This is a genomic window from Rhizobium cauense, assembly GCF_019511525.1.
GTDB classification, from domain to species: Bacteria; Pseudomonadota; Alphaproteobacteria; order Rhizobiales; family Rhizobiaceae; genus Rhizobium; species Rhizobium cauense.
This window is the reverse complement of the sequence record NZ_JAEUAT010000010.1, coordinates 16,350-36,502: the sequence shown is the minus strand read 5'-3', so window position 1 is coordinate 36,502 and position 20,153 is coordinate 16,350. Positions and strand designations below refer to the sequence as shown.

Here is a 20,153-nt window from a genome sequence, read left to right as displayed (position 1 = left end):
AAGAACACGTCGTCAGCAAGTCTGAACGCCCGCGACCAGCGCGGGCGTTCTTGATTGTCCAGTATCCGGTTCAATCAGGCAGCGTAGCGGCCGTATGCCGGGGATGTGGCCTGCAGGTTGAACTGGCTGAGCAACTGCATCAGTTTGGCCGCTTCCTGCGCCAGTCCGTGGCTAGCGGCCGTCTGTTCCTCGACCATGGCTGCGTTCTGCTGCGTGCCCTGATCCATCGTGTTGACGGCGGTATTGATCTCCGCAAGCCCGGTCGATTGCTCGCGGGTTGCCGTGACGATAGCACCGACGTGGCGGCTGATCTCCTGAACCTGGCCAACGATCGCCTCCAGCGCCTTGCCGGTATCGCCGACGAGGGTCACGCCGGAACGAACCTGACTGTTCGACGCGGTGATCAGGCTTTCGATTTCCTTTGCCGCCTGGGCGGAACGCTGGGCCAGTTCGCGCACTTCCTGAGCGACGACGGCAAAGCCCTTGCCGGCTTCGCCGGCACGGGCCGCTTCCACGCCAGCGTTCAGCGCCAGCAGGTTGGTCTGAAAAGCGATGTCGTCGATGACGCTGATGATATTGGAGATCTTTTCGGACGACTGCTCGATCTCCGTCATCGCCGAGACAGCCTTGCGGACGATGTTACCGGATTCTTCGGCGCCGTTGCGTGTCCGGGTGACCAGCGTACCGGCTTCCTCGGCGCGGCGAGCCGTGTCCTTGACGGTCGTGGTGATCTCTTCCAGCGCCGCCGCAGTTTCCTCGATGGAGGCTGCCTGCTGCTCGGTACGCCGGGCGAGTCCATCGGCTGCGGTGCGGATTTCTCCGGCGCCCGCGTCGATCGCATGGGCGTTGTCGCCGACTTCCTGCAGGACGGCCCGTAGCTTGGCGACGGATGCGTTGAAATCGTTGCGCAGCCGGTCGAGGTGATCGGCAAACGGTGTCTCGATCGTACGCGTCAGATCGCCTTCAGAGAGGGCGCCAAGCGCTTCCGCGAGCGCTGCCACGGCATGTTGGATTTCAGCGGTTTCGCGGGCCTTCGATGCTTCGTTGCGCGAGCGCTCCTGCTGCGCCTGTTCGCGGCTATGCTCGGCATTGCGCTCGAGATCGAGGCGGGCGAAGGAATTATCGCGGAAGACCCCAACGGCAGCCGCCATGTCGCCGATCTCATCCTTGCGACCGGCGTAGGGGACGGCAGCGTCGAGTTCGCCATCGGCGAGACGGGCCATACGAGCGGCAATCGTCGAGATCGGCTGCGATATACGCTTCCAGGCAAGGAAGGCGGCGCCAATGGCGACAACAACCGCAACGACGAGACCACCGACAATCGACAGGACGCCGGTTCCGTAGTTGTTGGCTGCGGCAGCGAGCGCCGCGTCAGTCGACTGCCGATCCTTTGCGAGCATTCCGTCGACGAGGGTCTGGATGTTGTTGGCGGACATCGAGAGTTCGCCGCGATAGATGCTGTTCGCCAGGCTGCGCTTGTTATCGAGCGCCAGAGCGATGATCTTGTCGGCAAGCGCCGCATCGTTGGCGAGCGCCTTCTGCAGCCGGCCGAAATTCTGGTTCATGTAGTCGCTCTTCGGCTGCTTGTCGAAAGCGGCAATCGCCGTCGTGAGACGCTGCCGGCGGGCCTTCAGTGTCGTCTCGGCGTTGCGGAAGTCCGTCTTGCCAGTTGCAAGGAGATAGTCGGCGTAGCTGCGACGAACGTCGTTCAGCGTCGTGACGATCGCATGAAGCCGCTCGGTGTTCGGAATGTTCTGCGCGCCGATCTGCCGGGTGTTGGCTTCCAGATTGGTGAGCGAGAAGGCCGCGATCGCCCCCTGAACCAAGGCAATGATAACGAGAGACAGGAAGAGAAGCGGAAGGAGCGTTTTTATCTTCAGTTTGGACATGGCGGTCTCATACGGCCAAAGTGACAAGGCGCGATCGATCGGAATCGATCGCCTGCGCGGCCACTTGCCTTGGTGATGTCGGGAAACGGTACGGACGATATCCGTCCTGCGTCATGCATTGGATCTCACTAAAGCCGAAGATCCGTAAGATTTGATTAAAAGTAATATTTTTAAGCACTCGTCGGCGTCCAACGAAAAACGCCCGCGACAAGCGCGGGCGTTCTCAATCTCGTCGCGAATTACGGATCAGGCGGCGCGGCGGTTATACGCTGAAGCCTGAGCTGCGGCCTGCAGGTTGAACTGGCTGAGCAACTGCATCAACTTGGCCGCCTCCTGCGCCAGTCCGTGGCTAGCGGCCGTCTGCTCCTCGACCATGGCGGCGTTCTGCTGCGTGCCCTGATCCATCGTGTTGACGGCGGTATTGATCTCCGCAAGCCCGGTCGACTGCTCGCGGGTTGCCGTGACGATAGCGCCGACATGGCGGCTGATCTCCTGAACCTGGCCGACAATCGCCTCCAATGCCTTGCCGGTATCGCCGACGAGGGTCACGCCGGAACGAACCTGACTATTCGACGCGGTGATCAGGCTTTCGATTTCCTTCGCCGCCTGGGCGGAACGCTGGGCCAGCTCGCGCACTTCCTGAGCGACGACGGCAAAGCCCTTGCCGGCTTCACCGGCACGGGCCGCTTCCACGCCGGCGTTCAGCGCCAGCAGGTTGGTCTGGAAAGCGATGTCGTCGATCACACCGATGATGTTCGCGATCTTCTGCGAGGATTCCTCGATCTCGTTCATCGCCGAGACAGCCTTGCGGACGATATTGCCGGACTCTTCTGCACCGCTGCGGGTGCGGGCGACGAGGCTGCCGGCTTCCTCGGCGCGGCGAGCGGTGTCCTTGACGGTCGTGGTGATCTCCTCGAGCGCCGCCGCAGTCTCCTCGACCGAGGCCGCCTGCTGCTCCGTGCGGCGAGCAAGCCCGTCCGCAGCGGTGCGGATTTCACTCGCGCCGGCATCGATCGCATGAGCATTGTTGCCGACGGCATGCAGCGCGCCGTGGAGCTTGGTGACAGCGGTGTTGTAGTCGTTGCGAAGGCGGTCGAGATGCGGGGCAAACGGTGCGTCAATGCGATGCGCGAGGTTGCCGTCCGACAGAGCACCGAGCGCGCCTGCAAGCGCGTCGACGGCATCTCGAATTTCCGCCGCTTCGCGGTTCTTCTGCTGCTCACGTTCCTGGCGCTCGTGCTCGGTAAGGGCACGGCCGGTTTCGGCTTCACCCTCGAGGCGCTGGCGGTCGATTGCGTTCTTCTTGAAGACGGCAACGGCTTCGGCCATCGAGCCGATCTGGTCGCGGCGCTGCTCACCTGGAATGGCGACCGACAGATCGCCGGCAGCAAGCTTCTGCATCGCTGCGGTCATGTCGGTGACCGGACGGATCACGAGGCCATGCAGCAGCCAAGCCATGGCGGCGATCATCAGACCGACCGCAAGGATCGTGGCAATGGTCGCGGCAATGCGGAACTCGTTCAGCGAAGCGAAGGCTGCGTCACTGTCCACGACGAAGCCGAGGTACCATTCGACCGACGGCAACCCTGCAACCGGCATGAAGCTGACGAGGACATCCTTGCCGGCAAACTCAGCCGGAGCGAGCCCGGCCTTGATCGCCGGTGTCTCAGCCGGGAAAGCGTCGGCAAGCGTCTTTGTTACCAGCTTTGCATCGGGGTGGATCAGGATCTGACCGCTCTTGTTGACGAGGAAGGCCGTGCCTTTGCCACCGAGATCGATTTCCTTGATCATGTCGACCATGGTCTTCAGCGAGAAGTCGCTGCCGACGACGCCGGCCAATTTGCCGTCGTGACTTACAGGGACAGCGGAGCTGATGATGAGATCGCCACTCGACGCATCGACATAGGGCTCGGTCATGACGCTCGCGTTGGCCTTGACGGCATCCTGGTACCACGGACGCTTGCGCGGATCATAGCCATCCGGCATCGGCAGCTTCGGCCACATGGTGAAGACGCCCTGCTCGTCGCCGAAATATGTGCTGACGAACTGGCTGGTCAGGACATCGTTCTGCAGCACGGCTTCGACGCCCTTCTGGTCCGCGGCGCGTCCGATGGCGTTGGCGACCATGGCGGTCAGCGTCACACGGCCGTTCATCCAGTTGGCAAGGCTGTTTGCGGCCTGCTCGCCGGACGAGCTGATGTTGGCTTCGATCGCGGCCGTCGCGGTGCTCCGCTCGACTGAGTTGATGTAGTAGGAAAAGGCGGCAAAGGCCACGAGAACAACGGCAGACGCGGCAACAAGGATGCGCGTCATCAAATTCGTCTTCTTTTTCAATGATTTCCCTTTCGTGAGCGGTCCGCGCCGTACTTGACGAGACGCGGGCTGCTCGATGCGCAGGCTATGGGCAAAACTGGACAAAGCGCCTCATGCGCCCGGACGACCGCGACATCGGCGCGGTGTCATGACCCTAATATTAGAGGGGTATTTAAGACATGCTTAAAATTTGACGAAACTCAAACTTTTCCGTCGTCAGCGCCGCATGAAAGCCTCGAAAGCCGCCCGTGCTTCGGCGCTGTGCAGGCGATCGGAGAAGTGGCGAGCTTCCTCGTCGATGCGGGCAATGATCTCATCGCGGTCGCCGCGGATCAAACTGCGCGCGATCTTCAGCGCTTCGGGCGGCTTTGCCGCAAGCTTGTTTGCGGTGGCGAGGGTCGTGGCTTCGACTTCGTCGGGCGCGCAGACCTTCCAGACGAGCCCGGCCTCTCGCGCCTCCTCGCCTGAAAAGCCCTCGCCTGCGGCAAGCAGCGCGAAAGCGCGCTGCTGTCCCATGATGCGTGGCGCAAGCAGGCTGGACGCCGCTTCCGGGACGAGGGCAAGATCGACGAACGGTGTGCGGAACTGGCTGCGCGCGGAGGCGATAGTCAGGTCGCAATGCAAATGCATCGTGGTTCCGATCCCGATGGCAAGCCCGTCGACGCCTGACACGATCGGCTTTTCGGAGCGGACCAGCGCATAGAGAAACTCGATGATCTCCCGAGGCATGGCGCCACCCATGGCGGCGGCGAGGAAATCGCCAAGGTCGTTGCCGGCGGAGAAGCAGCCTTCCGTGCCGAGAAAAGCCGTTGCACGGATCGCGGTGTCGCCATTGGCCGCAGTCAGCGCGTCCGCCATCGTCCGATACATGGCGCGGGTGATGGCGTTCTTCTTCTCCGGCCTGTTGAAGCGGATGATCTGGATGCCAGGGTGTGCTGCATTCTGCTCGACGATGACCTGCTCTGTCATGATGGCTCCTCAAGCAAGAACGATTTTCGCGGCGGCAAGGCTCGCAGCACCGCTGATGACGCTATCCTTTAGCGCAGCAACCTCGGAAAGAAGGTTTTCTGCGGCAAAGCGGCAGACCGCAATGCGTCTCTCAGAGCCACCATCAGGCGCCTGCGCGAGCCCGCCCTTGGCAAGATAGCAACCGGTGAGGACAAGGCCAAAGAGACGCTGATAGGGTGTTGCACCGGCCAAAGCCTCGACTGCCTTGCCGTCACGCAGCTGCGCCAGCAACCAGTCCGTCGCTTCGCCGAGGTCGGTTATGGCCGCGTCGAGGCGGTTCGCGGTCGCACCAAACCCGTCCAGATTGGAGTGGCGAACCTGATCGGCAATTTGCTTGAGCTCGCCGATGAAGCCATGCACCTGTTCGCCGTCCGAAAGCGTCAGCTTGCGGGTGACGAGATCGATAGCCTGAATGCCATTCGTCCCCTCGTAGATCGGCGCGATACGCGCATCACGCAGGTAGCGCGCGGCACCCGTTTCTTCGATGAAGCCCATGCCGCCATGCACCTGAATGCCGAGCGAGGCGACGTCAACGCCGACATCGGTGGAAAAGGACTTGGCGATCGGCGTCAGCAGCGCAGCGCGTTCCTGCCAATGCTTGTTGTCTTCGGTCGCGCGATGCGACATGTCGATGGCGTGGGCGCAGGCATAGGAAATCGCGCGGGCGCCTTGGGTCAGCGCCTTCATCGTCAGCAGCATGCGGGTAACGTCGGGATGTTCGATGATCGGGCTCATGCCGGCGCCCGTCCAGCCGGGCGCCTTGCCCTGGGTGCGCTCCTTGGCATAGGCGATCGCCTTCTGCGTCGCCGCCTCGGCAATCGCCACGCCCTGCATGCCGACCGCAAGGCGGGCGTTGTTCATCATCGTGAACATGCAGGCGAGGCCCTTGTTCTCTTCGCCGATCAGCCAGCCGATCGCCCCCTTCTCCCCGCCAAACTTGCCATCCCCATAAATCATCGTGCAAGTCGGTGAGCCGTGGATGCCGAGCTTGTGTTCCAGGGAATGTGCGAAGAGATCGTTGCGGGCGCCGAGGGATCCATCCGGATTGACGAGGAATTTAGGCACCAGAAACAGGGAGATGCCGCGAGTTCCGGCTGGCGCATCCGGCAGGCGGGCGAGCACGAGGTGAACGATGTTATCGGCGGCGTCGTGTTCGCCCCATGTGATGAAGATCTTCTGGCCGAAGATGCGATAAGTGCCGTCGTCGCGGCGTTCGGCCCGCGTCTTGAGGACACCAAGGTCGGAGCCGGCATGCGGCTCCGTCAGGTTCATCGTCCCGGTCCATTCACCGGAGACGAGTTTTGCGAGATACGTGTGCTTGAGTTCGTCCGAAGCGTGGTTGTTGATCGCCTCGATCGCGCCCATAGTGAGCGTCGGGCAGAGCGCGAATGCCATCGAACCGGAGTTCCACATCTCGAGCGCCGCGACATTCAGCATGTGCGGCAGCGCCTGTCCGCCGAACTCCTCAGGTGCGGTCAGGCCGTTCCAGCCGCCGGCGATCCAGTCTTGGTAGAGATTGCGCCAACCGTCTGGGGTCACCACCTTGCCATCCACCAGGCGCGACCCCTGGCGGTCGCCGATTTCGGCCAGCGGAGCCACTTCATCCGTGGCGAACCGTCCCGCTTCGTGAAGGATCGCGTCAACGAGATCTTCGCCGAGATCACCCAGCAAACCGGCCTCGATTGCACTGCCCAAGCCAGCCACGTGCTTCAGCGTAAACGAAATCTCTTCGACGGGCGCCTTGTACATCAGTGATCTCCTCGCATCCCTGGCCGCCGAGCGAAACGCCCTTTGACCTCTCCGACGGCAGAGCTAATTGATTTTTACGTAAACGTCAATTTCAAACTTTCCCGCGTCTGTGCGCGGGAAGTAAGGAATGTCTGCGCTATTGAGCACTTGCACAAACAACCGTCATAGAGAATGTCTAAGGACACAGACCGCCATCGCAAGAGGACCGGCGCACCAATGGATACTTTGCCCGCCAACATACCGGGACTCGTGTGGGCCTATCGCTTTCCGCCCGAAGGCGGCAAGGCCATGCGTCTCCCGAATAGCGCGCCGCAGAGCGAACTCACAAACGGCGGCGGCTTCTACTGGCTGCATCTCAACCTTGCCGATGCCCGCGTTCCCGCCCTACTCGATAGCATCGAGGGCTTGAACGACGATGCCAAGGCCGCCTTGATCACGCGCGACACGCATGCCGCGATTACCGTGGACGAGCAGATGCTTTACGGCACGCTTGTCGATTGTCAGCGCGAGTTCGATCACGAGACGGCCGATCTTGGCTGGCTGCACTTTGCGATATCCGATGGTTTCATCATCACGACGCGGCTGCAACCGCTACGAAGCATCGAGCGCGCGCGGGCACTCGTCGAGAAGAACCCGACTAAATTTGAACGTCCCGTCGATCTGTTCGAAACCCTTGTCATCGAATTCCAGCGCACGCTGCTCTCGATCGTTATGGAGATGACCGACGAGCTCAACATCATCGAGGACTTCGTTTACGACAACACGCCACGTGACGAACGCCGACGCCTGGCACCTGTCCGGCGCACAGTCGTCAGACTACACAGGCACCTGAGAACGGTTCTCGCCCTGATGCGGCGGGCAGCTGCCTCGCACGACGACGAAATGCCTTTCGGCTTCGAGGACGTCGCGGGACGGCTCACAAGCCGCCTCGAAACGGTCGATCACGATATTTATGCCCTGCAGGACCGCGCGCGCCTGCTGCATGAAGAAATCGACTCGAAGCTATCCTCCGAGACGAACCGGCACCTCTACATTCTGTCGATCATGACGGCCTTCCTGCTGCCGCCGACGCTGGTGACGGGTTTCTTCGGGATGAACACGACGAACCTGCCATTTGCCGAAGGCAGCGGCAGCGGTGGGACGGAATACGCGTTCGCCATTATCATCGCTTCGATTCTGTTGGCATGGTGGCTGCTCAAGCGCGTCAACATCCTTTAAATGAAAAGGCCCGGCATCGCTGCCGGGCCTCTTGAAGCGATCAACCTTCACTCAGTAGTACGGCGAAACGCACTGCTGGCGCGGACCGTTGTACGGCTGGAAAGTGTTGTCGTAGACGCGGTACGAGCGATAGCGCGACTGGCACCAGGCAACATGACCCGATCCAAGGGGAGCCGCCGGAGGAGGCGCCACGTAGGTCGGCTGCGAAGCGATTGCGCCGCCGATGATGGCGCCAGCGCCGAAGGCAGCGAGAGGGAACCAGTATCCGTCGTAGTAGCGATAACCACTGCGATAGTAGGGATAGCCGCGATAGCCCCCATACCAGCCCTGACGGTAGGCAGGGCGGTAGGCCGGCGGGCGATAGCCCGGATAATAGCCAGGCCGGTAGCCGGGCCGGTAGCCAGGTCGGTAGCCCGGGCGATATCCCGGCCCGCAATACGGGCCGCGGCAATATTGCACGCCCTGGATATCGCCGGAGTTCTCGACATGCGGCAGCGCCGGCATCTGCATTGCCTGAGACGTCACAAAGCTGCTCGAAAGCGCTGCAATTGAAATGGCGGCGATCGCAATCTTCTTGAAAAATCCAGTCATGGAATCTCCATTCCCAGTTGGAATAAGCGCGGACGATAACGCGAAGGCTGTGAAAACGTTCCTATGGCCAATTTTTCATGCCGTTGTCGCGACTTTCCGTTCTTAAGCGATCACGGATTAACTGGACATTAACCGACATTCCCCACGCTCGTTCCATGAAGCAATCCTGGAGAAATCTTCTGCTTCGCCTTATGGTTCCGGCGTTGGTCGCGGGGACTGCGCCCGAGGTTGCGGCCACGGACACCCTGCCCTGGAAGAACCCCAGAAACGCCCTCGTCATAGACGCCTACGAGCTGAACACGATAGACTGGAAGGCGCTGCTTTCCGACAAGCGGATCGCCGCCTTCATCTCCAAGGCCTCGGATGGACTACCGGAAAGCTTCTCGTGCATCGGCGACCACGCCGGGGACACGGTCGCGCATTGCAAGACGATGTGGCGCAAATACGCTGTCAGCCGCGAACTCTTTCAGACACGGCGGCTCGTTGCCAGAGCGGCAGGGCTGCTGTGGGGCTCCTATCACCTTGCGCGGCCAGGCAACCCGGTCGATCAGGCCAACCATTTCCTGGACTATGCCGATCCACAGGACGACGAGATGATGATCCTCGACCTGGAAGGCATTGATCCGCAAAAGTTCATGTCGCTCGAGGATGCGCAGATATTCGCGGGCCACATCAGGGTCCGGACAGGGCGCTATCCGGTTCTCTACACCAATCACAACACGGCCCGCTACATCGCCGCTTACAGGAACGACTATCCGGTGCTCGCACGACTGCCGATCTGGTATGCGCGATACAAGCCCGAGGTGAAAGGCGTGTTTCCGATGGGAAACTGGGACAACTACCTGATGTGGCAATTCTCGTCGGGGCTGAATTGCAGCAAGCGCCGCTGCCCATACCGCGTTCCGGGCACTCTGACCGATATCGACGTCAATGTAGCGCCGATGAGCGGTACCGAACTCGCCAAGGTATGGGCCCGCGGCGACCTCCTGCCCGCTCGCGCCCCCGACCCGCCGCTCATCCTTGCCAAGATCGAGATGGAACCGCGCAGAAGACCTGCCCAAGAGACGAGAGCAGCTCCACCGGCCGCGTCCGATCCGATCGTGACCTCGTCGATCCCGCAGGGCGAAGTGGTCCGCACCCGGCGCGACTTCTAAGCAGCCCGTTCAAAAAAAGACCCCGCCTCTCGGGGAGACGAGGTCACTCGGGAGGAAGTCTTCCTTGGATCAGGCGACAACGGAGAGCTTTGCCTGATCGCCTTGCAGGCGATTGACCATGAAGTTCGAGTACCATTCGAGGAACTGCATGACGCCGCCTTCGTGCAGCATCGAATAAGGGCCGGGCTCGTATGCCGGCGAGTGGATGCCGAAGGCATTTTCCTCGACGATGCGGCGGTCCTGATCGTTGGTTTCCGTCCAGACGTGCGTGAGTTCGGTCAGGTCGTAATCAACGCCCTCGACGGCATCCTTGTGCACAAGCCACTTCGTCGTGACCGCCGTTTCGTTGGCGCTGAGCGGCAGTACGCGGAAGGAGATCGCATGGTCGCCGAGAATGTGGTTCCAGGTCGTCGGGTAATGGAAGAGCAGCATCGTGCCGATGCGGTCGATCGTCACGTCGTCGGACAGCGACCGCTTGACGGCGCGCTTGCCGGACATGGTGTAGCTCTCGGCGTCCTCGATCAACGGCATGCGGGCCGTGCGGAACTGGCCATCCGGCGAGATCTGAAACTTGCTCGGCAGTCCGGCGGCCTCGCAGCGCGCCCAGTGACCTGATATCTCCGGATCGTCGGCACCGCCATCTGTACCCGTGACGCTCGGGGCTTCCGGGTAAGTGCGGCAGAGCTCGGGATGGTTTGCCGCGCAGTGATAGCACTCGCGGTTGTTCTCCCAGACGAGCTTCCAGTTGCCCTTCTCAATGATGGTGCTCTGGAAGGCGACCTTCGCCTCGCTCAAGCGATGGGGCAGCATGTAAGGCGCCACCATGTCGCGGATCGGCTGAAAGTCCGGCGCGTTCTGGGCAAGACAGATGAAGATATAGCCGCCGAAGCTCTCGCAATGCACCGGCTTCAGGCTGTAACCGCTCTTGTCGAAATCATCGCCCATGTGGCGGGCGAAAGCGAGCTTGCCGTCGAGATCGTAGGCCCACTGGTGGTACGGGCAGACGAGGCGAACCGAGGAGCCGTGCTCCTTGGTGCAAACACGCGAGCCGCGATGGCGACAGCTGTTGTGGAAGGCGCGGATGACGTTGTCGCGACCACGGACGATGACAACCGGATAGTCGCCGATCTGGACCGTGAAATAAGCGCCGGCCTTTGGCAGTTCGCAGTCATGGCCCATGAAAAGCCAATCGCGGTAATAGATCATCTCCATATCGAGCTTGAAGTAATCTTCGTCGATATAGAAAGGCTGCTCCAGACTGAAGCCTTCACGACGCCCCTTCAATTGCCGCAATACGTTGCTGCGAATATCCATCTGCACATCCTCGTATTTGGGGCCATCGCTTGATCGAAAGCGAGAGCCGCCGGAAGCTTTGCTCCCTCTCCATCAGGAGACTTGCTTAGGAGACATTTAAGCACCGCCCGGGCCCGGTGCTTGGTTGTAAAGCGACATCGGCTTCGAAAATGGCGACAGGAGGCAAAGGAGCGTGTGAACCGAGATGGCATTCAGGCCCAGCCGGCTCCATCGTTGGCAGTTGAGGCCAATTGCGACATCGACGCAATCCGCTACAAGCCACGTCTCCTCGGCCAACATTCCGGGAACTATCGTATCTGCGACATTGTCTCCTTGCCCATTCCGGGCCGGACGCGTCAATTGACGCGCTTAACACAGCATTAAGCATGATTGCCTATCCTTGCTCCATCAGAGACGCATGCGGATACGCACCATGGCGAACCTTCGCTACTTCGACGCCAGCAACAAGACCAGCAATCGTGAAGGGGGACTCACCACCTCTCATTCCGAATTTCTTCGAACCGGCAAGATCACGAGGACCCGGGCGCACTGGCTGGCGGCCGAACGGCGTTACCTCACGCACGACGAAGTCGCCAAGAAGACCGGTCAAAAGCTGCAGACGGCAGGTGCCAAGACGCATCAGCATATCAACGGCTTTCACCGCTCGATCCAGTTTCCGAAGCTGCTGTTCCATCGGACGCTGCAGGACAGCCCGCATCTCGGCTATTGCCATGTGACCGCGTCTCGGACGAAGTTCGCCCGTTACGAGGAAGTTAGCTGGGCCTTCTACATCGCGAACTTCTATGCCGACATCGGCGACAACGACAATTTCTTTCACAAGATCGATGTGAAGTATTCGCGCATGTACTTCGCCGTTGCGATCAAGCCAGGTGAACATACGCTGGAGAAGATGACGATCGACCGTACGGTGCGCGGCAATGGGCTGCTCTTCAGAACAGACGATCCGCAAGTCGCCATCAAGAACGTTTTGTTGCTCGGCGCGCGGAACGAACAGTTGCGCGAGATCATTCGCCAACTCTGATCGGGATCATTCGCCAGCTCTGATCGGCATTACCGGTTCGCTCTCATATTGATCCTCGCGCCGGGAAGGCATAAGGACTGCCGGACAGCAATCCGGGCAGCGCATGGCACGATCGATCGACATCAGGAAAGACAGGCAGCAGGCTATCGAGGCCGGTTGTGAGGTACTTGGCGCGGGGTTTCCGATCGCCATCCCGACGGAGACCGTCTACGGGCTCGCTGCCGATGCGACCAACCCAATTGCGATTGCCCATATTTACGAGACCAAAGGCCGCCCCCGCTTCAACCCGCTGATCTGCCATATGGCCGATCTTGCCATGGCCGAGAAGCACGCGGAATTCGACCCCGTTTCGCGAGCGCTGGCCGAAGCCTTCTGGCCCGGCCCGCTCACACTGGTGCTGCCGCTCAAGCCTGATAGCGCCATCCATTCGCTGGCGACCGCCGGACTTGATACTGTCGGCATCCGCGTTCCGAAGGGTTTTGCGGGAGAATTGATCCGCGCCTTCGGACGGCCGCTTGCAGCACCCAGCGCCAACACCTCAGGCAAGATCAGCGCGACCAGCGCGGACCATGTCGATGCCGATCTCGGCGAGCGTATCAAGCTGATCCTCGATGCGGGTGCCAGCACCGTCGGCGTCGAGTCCACGATCGTGAAGGTAGAGGACGGCAAAGTCAGGCTCCTCAGACCCGGCGGGTTGCCCGCCTCCGAGATCGAACGCGTGGCCGGTCAGAAGCTTCTGAGGTCTCGGAAGGCGTCGGCGGCGATCGAGGCACCAGGCATGTTGGCATCGCACTATGCTCCCGGAGCAACGGTCCGACTGGACGCAACACACGTCGATGCTGGCGAAGCGCTGATTGCCTTCGGCAAGACTTCCGTCTCCGGTATCGATGGCGCCAGGATTATCCTCAATCTCAGCAAGGACGGCGATCTTGCCGAAGCGGCGGCCAATCTGTTCGATTTCATGAAGAAGGCAGACGCCAGCGGTGCCACCACGATCGCCTTTTCGGCCATTCCCGATGAAGGGCTGGGCGAGGCCATCAACGACCGGCTACGTCGCGCCGCCGCGCCACGCGAATAACAAGAAGGACTGAGTTTCGATGAGCAGTGTTTCCCCCGAACTTCTCGACCGTTTTGCCGCCATCGTCGGCGAGAAGCATGCACTCCGCAGCGAAGCGGATCTTGCGCCGCATCTGATCGAAAACCGCGGCCTGTACCATGGCTCCTCGCCTCTGCTGCTGAAGCCGGGCTCCGTCGAAGAAGTGTCGGAGATCCTGAAGCTTGCGACCGAGACCGGTACGGCGGTCGTTCCTCAGACGGGCAACACCGGCCTTGTCGGTGGCCAGACGCCGCGCGAGGGCAAGTCCGATATCATCATCTCGCTCGAGCGGATGAACAAGGTTCGCGATGTCGATCCGGTTGCCAACATTCTTGTCGCCGATGGCGGCGCGATTCTCGCGGACGTGCAGAAGGCAGCCGAGACGCACGGTCGACTGTTTCCGTTGTCCCTCGGCTCCGAGGGCTCCTGCCGGATCGGCGGCAATCTGTCGACGAATGCCGGCGGTACTGCCGTGCTTGCCTACGGCAACATGCGCCAGCTCTGCCTCGGCCTCGAGGTGGTGCTGCCGACCGGAGAAATCTGGAACGGTCTGCGCCGACTGAAGAAGGACAATACCGGCTACGATCTGCGCGACCTCTTCATCGGCGCGGAAGGCACACTCGGCATCATCACCGGCGCCGTGCTGAAGCTCTTTCCGCAACCACTCGGAAAGCAGGTCGCCTTCGCGGGTCTCAATTCGGTGGAGGATGCGCTTGCATTCTTCAACCTTGCGTCCAGCCTTTGCGGCACCTCCCTGACCGGCTTCGAGCTGATGCCGCGCTTCGGCGTCGAGATTACCGTCCGCAATATCGACGGCGTGCGCGATCCGCTGGAATCGGCTCATCCCTGGTACGTCCTTGTCGATATCTCCACGTCTGATTCAGCCGAAACCGCCGAACGCATGATGACTGCGCTGCTCGAACAGGGTTTCGAGGCTGGACTGGTCCAGGACGCAGCAATCGCCTCGTCGGTCGCACAGCAGAAGGCGCTCTGGCACATGCGTGAAAGCATGTCGGACGCCCAGAAGCCGGAAGGCGGATCGATCAAGCACGACGTTTCCGTGCCGGTTTCGGCAGTTCCGGCCTTCATGCGCGAGGCCGGAGAAGCGGTCATGGCCGCGATGCCCGGCGCCCGCATCTGCGCCTTCGGCCATATGGGCGACGGCAATATTCACTACAACATTTCCCAGCCTGTCGGTGCGGACAAGCAGGAATTTCTGGGGCGCTGGCACGAGATGAACCACATCGTCCACGGCTTCGTGCTGGCCCACGGCGGCTCGATTTCGGCGGAGCACGGAATTGGCCAGCTCAAGCGTGATGAACTGGCTTCCATCCGTCCGGTAATCGAAATGGACCTGATGCACCGGATCAAGCGCGCGTTCGACCCGGCCGGCATCATGAATCCTGGAAAGGTCGTCAGCGTCGACTAGTCACGGGACGGCCTTGCGCCCGTCGTGATCTCCCCTCCGCCTAGAGAAGGCTGGTGCTTGTCGTGCCGCCGTTGGTGAGGATGGTCAGCGCTGCCGACGTGCCGGTGTTGTTCTGCAGGTCGTACATGGCCGTGAAGCGTTTCATCAGCTTGTCGAGCTTCTTCGAATCATGCAGGTCGTCCAGGCTGACGAACTTCCCAAGCATGTCGAACTGCTTGTCGACATCCATGCTGGAGACGCCGCTCGGCAGGTTGAATGTCGTCGTGATCACCTGGAACAACGCCTTGTCGCCGAGAATTGTGTAGAGCGAGGTAATGTCAGGCGCCTTGCGGGCAAAATAGAGCGCAAGGCGTACACCATCGTTCTTTTCGCCTTCCTGCGTTTCCAGCATCTGCTGAATATAGCCCTGCTGGGTGCGTTCCTCGGCACCGACGTTCTGGATGGCGCCCATCTTGGCGCGTGTCAGTTCGCCCTTCGTATCGAAATTGAAGTCAGCGACGATCTCCTTGAACCTCGTATCGGCCTCGGTGTTCAGATAGCTCTTGGGATCAGAGGGATCCGACGTGAAGATCTTCTTCAGCGTCGCCGCGTCGTACTCTTTCGGATCAAGGCCGTTGGCCTTCAACACCAGACTGGTCAGCTTGTCGTTCTTGAGGAAGTCGTCAAGCGAGTTCACCTTGGCCATGCCTTTTGCGAACTCGTCAACCGCCGTCGTTGCGTCCTTGGAGGCCTTGTCCTTGAGCGGACCGTCGCTCATGCCCATCAGCATCTGCGACTTGTAGTCCGTCGCATATTTGGCCATGACTGCTGCGGGCAAGACTTCCAGTTCCGCTGTTACCTTGCCGTCGCTGCCGAAATTGAACGCGCGGACCATATTGGTGATACGCTCGTCCTTGAGCGAAGCCACATAGCCTTTGGGATCGTAGGGATCACTTTCGAGCAGCTTGCGCATCATCGAACGCGGCACTTCCTGCTCCGTCAGCCCGTAGGCGCGAAGGGCCATCTGATAAAGCTCCGGCAGGTCATCGTTCTTCTTGTCGGTGTCGGCCGTTGCATTGCTCTTCAGGAAGTCGTCGATCTTCTTGATGTTGCCGTCCGTCATCCGCTTCTTGTAGTTCGCAACCGCGCTGTCGATCTCCGCCTGCTGTGCGTCGTCGTAGCGGGCGTCATAGAAGGTCGTGATGAGCCTCAACTGGTCGCTCGATTGCGGACCGGATGCAACGCCAGCCGATCCATCGGCGGCGAAGCTGAATGCAGCGTTGAGCTCGCTGAAGCCCTGGGCTGCGGCAAAATCGGGATCGATCAGCATATCCTTCAGGTCACCGTCGCTGACGCTCCCCGGCACTCCGTAGATGGATCTGATCAGGCTCGTCATCCGGGTGTCGGCCATCAGGTCATCGACATTGGAGATGGCACCGATGCTATCCTGGAAATAGTCGAGGTTATCGCTTGAGGCGGTGCCTGTCTGCCGCATCTGGCTCGAGGTCTGTGCCGACGTACTCTCAGGCAGGCTGCCATCCGCCTGGAAATTGAAGGCGGCTTTGACGATGCCGTATCCGAGCTGGTCAGCATAGCTCGAGTCCGTCAGCACGGCCCGAAGGTCCGTGTCGCTCATATCCTGCGGCATGCCGTAGGCATCCTTGACATACCGGGTCATTGTCGCATCGGCGATGAGGTCATCGACGTTGGTGATGTTAGCGATTTTTGCCTGGTAGGATCTGGTGGCGTCGGCGGCCTTCGCGGCCATCGAACTCATCTGCTCAGATGTCTGGGCCACATAGGACGCAGCAGCGGAGTTGATTGTGCCATCCGCATTGAAATTGAATGCCTGATAGGCCGCGTCATATCCGAGAGTTTCCGCATAGCTGGAATTTGTAAGGACGGTCTTTAACGCGGCATTGCTGAAATTGGCGCTCATCCCGAACGCTGCCTTGATATAGGACGTCAGGCGAGTGTCTGCGATGAGCTCGTCGACATTGGTGATCGAGCCAATGTTGGACAGATAGTAAGCCTTGTTGTATTCGGCTGCGGTTTTCGTGACCGTCGACGGGACTGTCAGATTGTATTGCTCGATGACGGCATTCTTCTGGGTCGCCGTCTGCGCGGCACCGTTGATCGTACCGTCCGCGTTGAAGCTGAACTGCGCTGCGAGCGCCTTGTACTTGGCATTTCCATTGACGTTGACGAAACTCGAGGGATCGTTGACGTCGCTGGTCAACACCTGCGCAAGGAAGTCCTTGGTAACGTAGGTCGGATCGATATTGTAGGCCTTGAGGACATAGGTACGCAGGCGGCTGTTGCCAACGAGGTCGGAAACGTCCTGCACCTTGTCGATTGCGCTGCTGTAGTAATCTGTCTCCGTCTTGGCCTTCGTGCTCTCATCGGCAAAGGACTGCGTGTAGAGGCCGATCAGATCGTCCTCCTGCGAGTCGCTCTGCGCATCTGCTGCCGGAGCACTGAAATTGAACGCCGCAGCGAATTCCTTGTAGCGTGTGTCCGTGAGCTTGTTGGCGAAGCTGTTGGCGTCCGTGAGATCGCTTTCCAGCACCTTCTTCATGAAGGCCTTCGCATAGGTCATGTCCTCAAGACCGTAAGCCTTCATCGCATAGCTGTAGAGGCGATAGTTGCCGAGGAAATCGTCGACGTCTTTGACCTTGTTGATGTTCGCTTCGTAGTACTCGGCATCGCGCTTGATCGTCGCCTGCGAGGCTACCCGGTCAAGGCTCTGTTTCATGTTCCCCGACAGAATGTTGTAGGCCATCGAAGCAGAGATCATAACGCGCCCTTTTCCGGCAAAGTCTTCAAAGTATGACAGAGTGGTTCTGCGTCATTTTGCGATAAAAAGCTTACCCGAGACTTACTCGTGCCGCGTCGCAATATGGCACAGCCGCCGTTCACCCTTGGGAAACCTTGCCCCGTTCGGTTTTGATAACCATCCAGGGAGGCAAAGTTTTCTTAACCGCGATTTTTAAGCTGTCCGGAAGAGGCGGCGCCTATTGTCGAGCCATAGAGGGCGAAAAGCCCCGAGGAGAAGACCGGAAACCGGCTCTCAGGTAAGACAAGGGTAGAATGAACATGAACAACACCGTTATGAAGCCCGTATGGGCTGGAACGACACTGCGTCTCGATCCGTCTCGCTTTCCCCAGCAGGTCAGCTACGCCATCCACGACTCCACAAGTGACGTCAGCATAACGATCGACGAACGTGGCGCCATCCTGCGCAAGGTTCTTCCCGCGAGCGGCTTGCCGCTTTCGATCGCTCTCCCCAAGCGCGCCTTCAAGGGCGTTGCCGCCCGCGCCATAGACCATGGCGACGGCGAAGTCACCGTAACGCTCGAACTTCACCATGAAGATCCCGAGCTCTGCGTCCCGCTGCTGGTCGCTCACGACCTCGCAGACATTGCAGCCGACTGGCGCAGCTGGTCCGAGGCCTTCCGCATTCCGATGCTGATGGTCGAGGCCGACGGCGTTGCCCGCCCGTTGGAAGAGCACCTCGGCGACCTGCGCACCAATGCATTGAAGCCGCGCCGCCGCCACTCCTATTTCGCCAATCGCCGTCCGCGCTTCCTCGTGCGTCGGACGACCGGCAAGCTCGGCGTCGCCATGAAGATTGAAGGCAAGGAAATCATCGCCCGTAGCTGAGCGATGCGACCTGTTAGAAAAGAAAAACCCGGCCGCTGTGCCGGGTTTTTCTTTTGGCTTCCGTCCCGGCCTAAGGCAAGGCGACGAGCAGCGACACAAAAAGGCCGAGGAAAATGATGAGGCCGACGCGGTTGTTCGACTTGAACAATGCCAGGCACTGATCGCCGTCGTTGATATCCAGCGTGACGATTTGCCATGCAAACATACCGGCTGCGACAAGCAGACCGAGATAGCCAAACAGGCCGACTCCCGCGACAAGGAACGCACCGAAGGCGAGCACGAGGGTCAAACCATAGAGAGCGACGAGCCACTGCTTGGTCTTGTCGCCGAACAGACGTGCGGTGGAACGAACGCCGATCAGCTCATCGTCCTCCTTGTCCTGATGGGCGTAGATCGTGTCGTAACCGATCGTCCAGACCACCGAGGCGAGATAGAGGAGGATCGGCGCCAACGACAGTCGGCCGAAAATCGCCGCCCACCCCATCAAGGCACCCCAGGAAAAGGCAAGGCCGAGGAAGAACTGCGGCCAGTCGGTGAAGCGCTTTGCAAAGGGATAGAGCGCCACGATGGCGAGCGAAACAATCCCAAGAATGACAGAGAACCAGTTCAGTTGCAGAACGACCAGCAACCCAACAAGCGCCTGAAGGACGATGAACACCTTGGCCTGCGTTCGAGTCACCCGACCGGATGGCAGCGGCCGCGAACGGGTGCGCGCCACTTCCATGTCGATCTTGTGGTCGACGAGATCGTTGTAGGTGCACCCTGCCCCGCGCATGGCAACGGAGCCGATGAAATAGAGCACGAGATGGAAAATCAGCTGACCGCCGGAGAACTGGCCGAGATGACTTGCCGCATTTGCAGCCATCGCCGCCGACCAGAAGCATGGCCACATCAGGAGCTGCCAGCCGATCGGTCGATCCCAGCGCGCGAGCTGCGCATAGGGCCAGAGCCATGCCGGCAGGACCCGATAAACCCAGTTGTTCGAAGGCGCATCCGCGACACGCCCGTTTATTCCGCCGATCTGTTGCATGCCGCCATCTAGCGATCGGTCAAGGCGCGGGTCAAGGTCAATTCTCAGCCACCGCAGCGATCTTTCAGCGCTGGTTCCATCGTCTGATCACCGGCTCTGTCAAGTCGTGCTCGTAGCCAAGGACGCTGATGCTTGTCGTGTCCAGGATGAAGCGCGCGCCATCAGCGGGTGGCAATCCGAGCCAGCGAGCACCAAGCACGCGGAGGAAGTGCGAGCTGGAGAAGATCAGGATCGAGGTATTGGCCTGGCGCAGTTCCGAGATGACCCTGTCTGCGCGCGCACCGACATCCGCCGCCGCCTCGCCCTTTGGGCAGCCGTCGCGAAACAGTTGCCAGCCGAGCCGGCTCGCATGGATTTCCTTCGTGGTAATGCCTTCGTAGGCGCCGTAGTCCCACTCCGCCAGATCGTCCTTGACGATCACGCCGGCACCAAAACCGGCAAGTTCGCAGGTGTTGCGGGCCCGTTGCGAGGGGCTAGACCAGACGGCGGCAAAACTCCTGCCCGCAAGCCGTGGGCCGACCTGACGCGCCGCAGCTTCGCCGTTTTCCGTGAGCGGGATGTCGCTGCGACCGGTATGCCGGCCAGACAAGCTCCACGCGGTTTCGCCGTGACGCACGAGATGGATTTCCGGAAAGACGCCTGCCATTCCACGATGCCTCCGAATTTGAGAAGGCGCGATTTTCGCCGCGCCCCTTGATC

The 20,153-nt window shown here is 60.5% G+C and carries 15 protein-coding genes; 6 read left to right on the top strand and 9 right to left on the bottom strand.

From position 1 onward, the window contains the following. Window positions 1-74 precede the first annotated feature (74 nt). From JNB88_RS19135 to JNB88_RS19120, 4 genes are all read right to left on the bottom strand, one after another. Complete coding sequence (locus JNB88_RS19135; RefSeq protein WP_220356837.1) at window positions 75-1,889, bottom strand: HAMP domain-containing methyl-accepting chemotaxis protein; 1,815 nt, start codon at window positions 1,887-1,889, stop codon at window positions 75-77. A 246-nt stretch (window positions 1,890-2,135) separates the two neighbouring features. Further along, window positions 2,136-4,223: a methyl-accepting chemotaxis protein McpU gene (gene mcpU, locus JNB88_RS19130; RefSeq protein WP_276572936.1), complete on the bottom strand. Its 2,088-nt coding sequence runs from the start codon at window positions 4,221-4,223 to the stop codon at window positions 2,136-2,138. Window positions 4,224-4,418: 195 nt separating this feature from the next. Then, window positions 4,419-5,171: a crotonase/enoyl-CoA hydratase family protein gene (locus tag JNB88_RS19125; RefSeq protein ID WP_220356835.1), complete on the bottom strand. Its 753-nt coding sequence runs from the start codon at window positions 5,169-5,171 to the stop codon at window positions 4,419-4,421. A 9-nt stretch (window positions 5,172-5,180) separates the two neighbouring features. Further along, window positions 5,181-6,959: an acyl-CoA dehydrogenase family protein gene (locus JNB88_RS19120; RefSeq protein WP_220356834.1), complete on the bottom strand. Its 1,779-nt coding sequence runs from the start codon at window positions 6,957-6,959 to the stop codon at window positions 5,181-5,183. A 216-nt stretch (window positions 6,960-7,175) separates the two neighbouring features. Between JNB88_RS19120 and JNB88_RS19115 the strand changes: the two genes are divergently transcribed. Further along, the gene (locus tag JNB88_RS19115) at window positions 7,176-8,177 is read left to right on the top strand and encodes a transporter (RefSeq protein ID WP_037135656.1); all 1,002 of its coding nucleotides are present in this window, start codon (window positions 7,176-7,178) and stop codon (window positions 8,175-8,177) included. Between the two features lie 51 nt (window positions 8,178-8,228). On the opposite strand, the gene JNB88_RS19110 is transcribed toward JNB88_RS19115, so the two are convergent. Further along, window positions 8,229-8,768: a BA14K family protein gene (locus tag JNB88_RS19110; RefSeq protein ID WP_037135655.1), complete on the bottom strand. Its 540-nt coding sequence runs from the start codon at window positions 8,766-8,768 to the stop codon at window positions 8,229-8,231. A gap of 155 nt (window positions 8,769-8,923) precedes the next feature. On the opposite strand from JNB88_RS19110, the gene JNB88_RS19105 reads away from it, so the two are divergent. After that, the gene (locus JNB88_RS19105; RefSeq protein ID WP_223217259.1) at window positions 8,924-9,922 is read left to right on the top strand and encodes a glycoside hydrolase family 25 protein; all 999 of its coding nucleotides are present in this window, start codon (window positions 8,924-8,926) and stop codon (window positions 9,920-9,922) included. A 69-nt stretch (window positions 9,923-9,991) separates the two neighbouring features. Here JNB88_RS19105 and JNB88_RS19100 read toward each other — a convergent pair whose 3' ends face one another. Next, the gene (locus JNB88_RS19100; RefSeq protein WP_220356833.1) at window positions 9,992-11,236 is read right to left on the bottom strand and encodes an aromatic ring-hydroxylating oxygenase subunit alpha; all 1,245 of its coding nucleotides are present in this window, start codon (window positions 11,234-11,236) and stop codon (window positions 9,992-9,994) included. Window positions 11,237-11,648: 412 nt separating this feature from the next. Between JNB88_RS19100 and JNB88_RS19095 the strand changes: the two genes are divergently transcribed. The 3 genes from JNB88_RS19095 (at window position 11,649) to JNB88_RS19085 (ending at window position 14,782) form a co-directional block, all read left to right on the top strand. Next, the gene (locus JNB88_RS19095) at window positions 11,649-12,257 is read left to right on the top strand and encodes a DUF6656 family protein (protein ID WP_220356832.1); all 609 of its coding nucleotides are present in this window, start codon (window positions 11,649-11,651) and stop codon (window positions 12,255-12,257) included. A gap of 103 nt (window positions 12,258-12,360) precedes the next feature. Continuing rightward, complete coding sequence (locus JNB88_RS19090; protein WP_220356831.1) at window positions 12,361-13,335, top strand: L-threonylcarbamoyladenylate synthase; 975 nt, start codon at window positions 12,361-12,363, stop codon at window positions 13,333-13,335. 19 nt (window positions 13,336-13,354) lie between these two features. Continuing rightward, complete coding sequence (locus JNB88_RS19085; protein WP_220356830.1) at window positions 13,355-14,782, top strand: FAD-binding oxidoreductase; 1,428 nt, start codon at window positions 13,355-13,357, stop codon at window positions 14,780-14,782. A gap of 40 nt (window positions 14,783-14,822) precedes the next feature. Here JNB88_RS19085 and JNB88_RS19080 read toward each other — a convergent pair whose 3' ends face one another. Further along, window positions 14,823-17,558 (bottom strand): DUF1217 domain-containing protein, encoded by a 2,736-nt coding sequence (locus tag JNB88_RS19080; RefSeq protein ID WP_220356829.1) that lies wholly within the window; start codon window positions 17,556-17,558, stop codon window positions 14,823-14,825. A 299-nt stretch (window positions 17,559-17,857) separates the two neighbouring features. Between JNB88_RS19080 and JNB88_RS19075 the strand changes: the two genes are divergently transcribed. Further along, a complete protein-coding gene (locus tag JNB88_RS19075) occupies window positions 17,858-18,424 on the top strand; it encodes a DUF6101 family protein (protein ID WP_220356828.1) in 567 nt (188 codons plus the stop codon). Window positions 18,425-18,494: 70 nt separating this feature from the next. Here the strand turns inward: JNB88_RS19075 and ubiA are convergent, their stop codons facing one another. Together ubiA and JNB88_RS19065 are read right to left on the bottom strand one after the other, a co-directional pair. After that, window positions 18,495-19,454 carry a 4-hydroxybenzoate octaprenyltransferase gene (ubiA, locus tag JNB88_RS19070; protein ID WP_220356827.1) on the bottom strand — a complete coding sequence of 320 codons (960 nt, stop codon included), beginning with the start codon at window positions 19,452-19,454 and terminating at the stop codon, window positions 18,495-18,497. A gap of 64 nt (window positions 19,455-19,518) precedes the next feature. Then, window positions 19,519-20,100 carry a histidine phosphatase family protein gene (locus JNB88_RS19065; protein WP_220356826.1) on the bottom strand — a complete coding sequence of 194 codons (582 nt, stop codon included), beginning with the start codon at window positions 20,098-20,100 and terminating at the stop codon, window positions 19,519-19,521. Between the last annotated feature and the right edge of the window lie 53 nt (window positions 20,101-20,153).

Bases quoted from the DNA above. Each gene is read 5' to 3' on its own strand.
- JNB88_RS19135 (WP_220356837.1), bottom strand. From the start codon at position 1,889: ATGTCCAAACTGAAGATAAAAACGCTCCTTCCGCTTCTCTTCCTGTCT.
- JNB88_RS19125 (WP_220356835.1), bottom strand. From the start codon at position 5,171: ATGACAGAGCAGGTCATCGTCGAGCAGAATGCAGCACACCCTGGCATC.
- JNB88_RS19120 (WP_220356834.1), bottom strand. From the start codon at position 6,959: ATGTACAAGGCGCCCGTCGAAGAGATTTCGTTTACGCTGAAGCACGTG.
- JNB88_RS19115 (WP_037135656.1), top strand. From the start codon at position 7,176: ATGGATACTTTGCCCGCCAACATACCGGGACTCGTGTGGGCCTATCGC.
- JNB88_RS19110 (WP_037135655.1), bottom strand. From the start codon at position 8,768: ATGACTGGATTTTTCAAGAAGATTGCGATCGCCGCCATTTCAATTGCA.
- JNB88_RS19105 (WP_223217259.1), top strand. From the start codon at position 8,924: ATGAAGCAATCCTGGAGAAATCTTCTGCTTCGCCTTATGGTTCCGGCG.
- JNB88_RS19100 (WP_220356833.1), bottom strand. From the start codon at position 11,236: ATGGATATTCGCAGCAACGTATTGCGGCAATTGAAGGGGCGTCGTGAA.
- JNB88_RS19095 (WP_220356832.1), top strand. From the start codon at position 11,649: ATGGCGAACCTTCGCTACTTCGACGCCAGCAACAAGACCAGCAATCGT.
- JNB88_RS19090 (WP_220356831.1), top strand. From the start codon at position 12,361: ATGGCACGATCGATCGACATCAGGAAAGACAGGCAGCAGGCTATCGAG.
- JNB88_RS19085 (WP_220356830.1), top strand. From the start codon at position 13,355: ATGAGCAGTGTTTCCCCCGAACTTCTCGACCGTTTTGCCGCCATCGTC.
- JNB88_RS19080 (WP_220356829.1), bottom strand. From the start codon at position 17,558: ATGATCTCTGCTTCGATGGCCTACAACATTCTGTCGGGGAACATGAAA.
- JNB88_RS19075 (WP_220356828.1), top strand. From the start codon at position 17,858: ATGAACAACACCGTTATGAAGCCCGTATGGGCTGGAACGACACTGCGT.
- ubiA (WP_220356827.1), bottom strand. From the start codon at position 19,454: ATGCAACAGATCGGCGGAATAAACGGGCGTGTCGCGGATGCGCCTTCG.
- JNB88_RS19065 (WP_220356826.1), bottom strand. From the start codon at position 20,100: ATGGCAGGCGTCTTTCCGGAAATCCATCTCGTGCGTCACGGCGAAACC.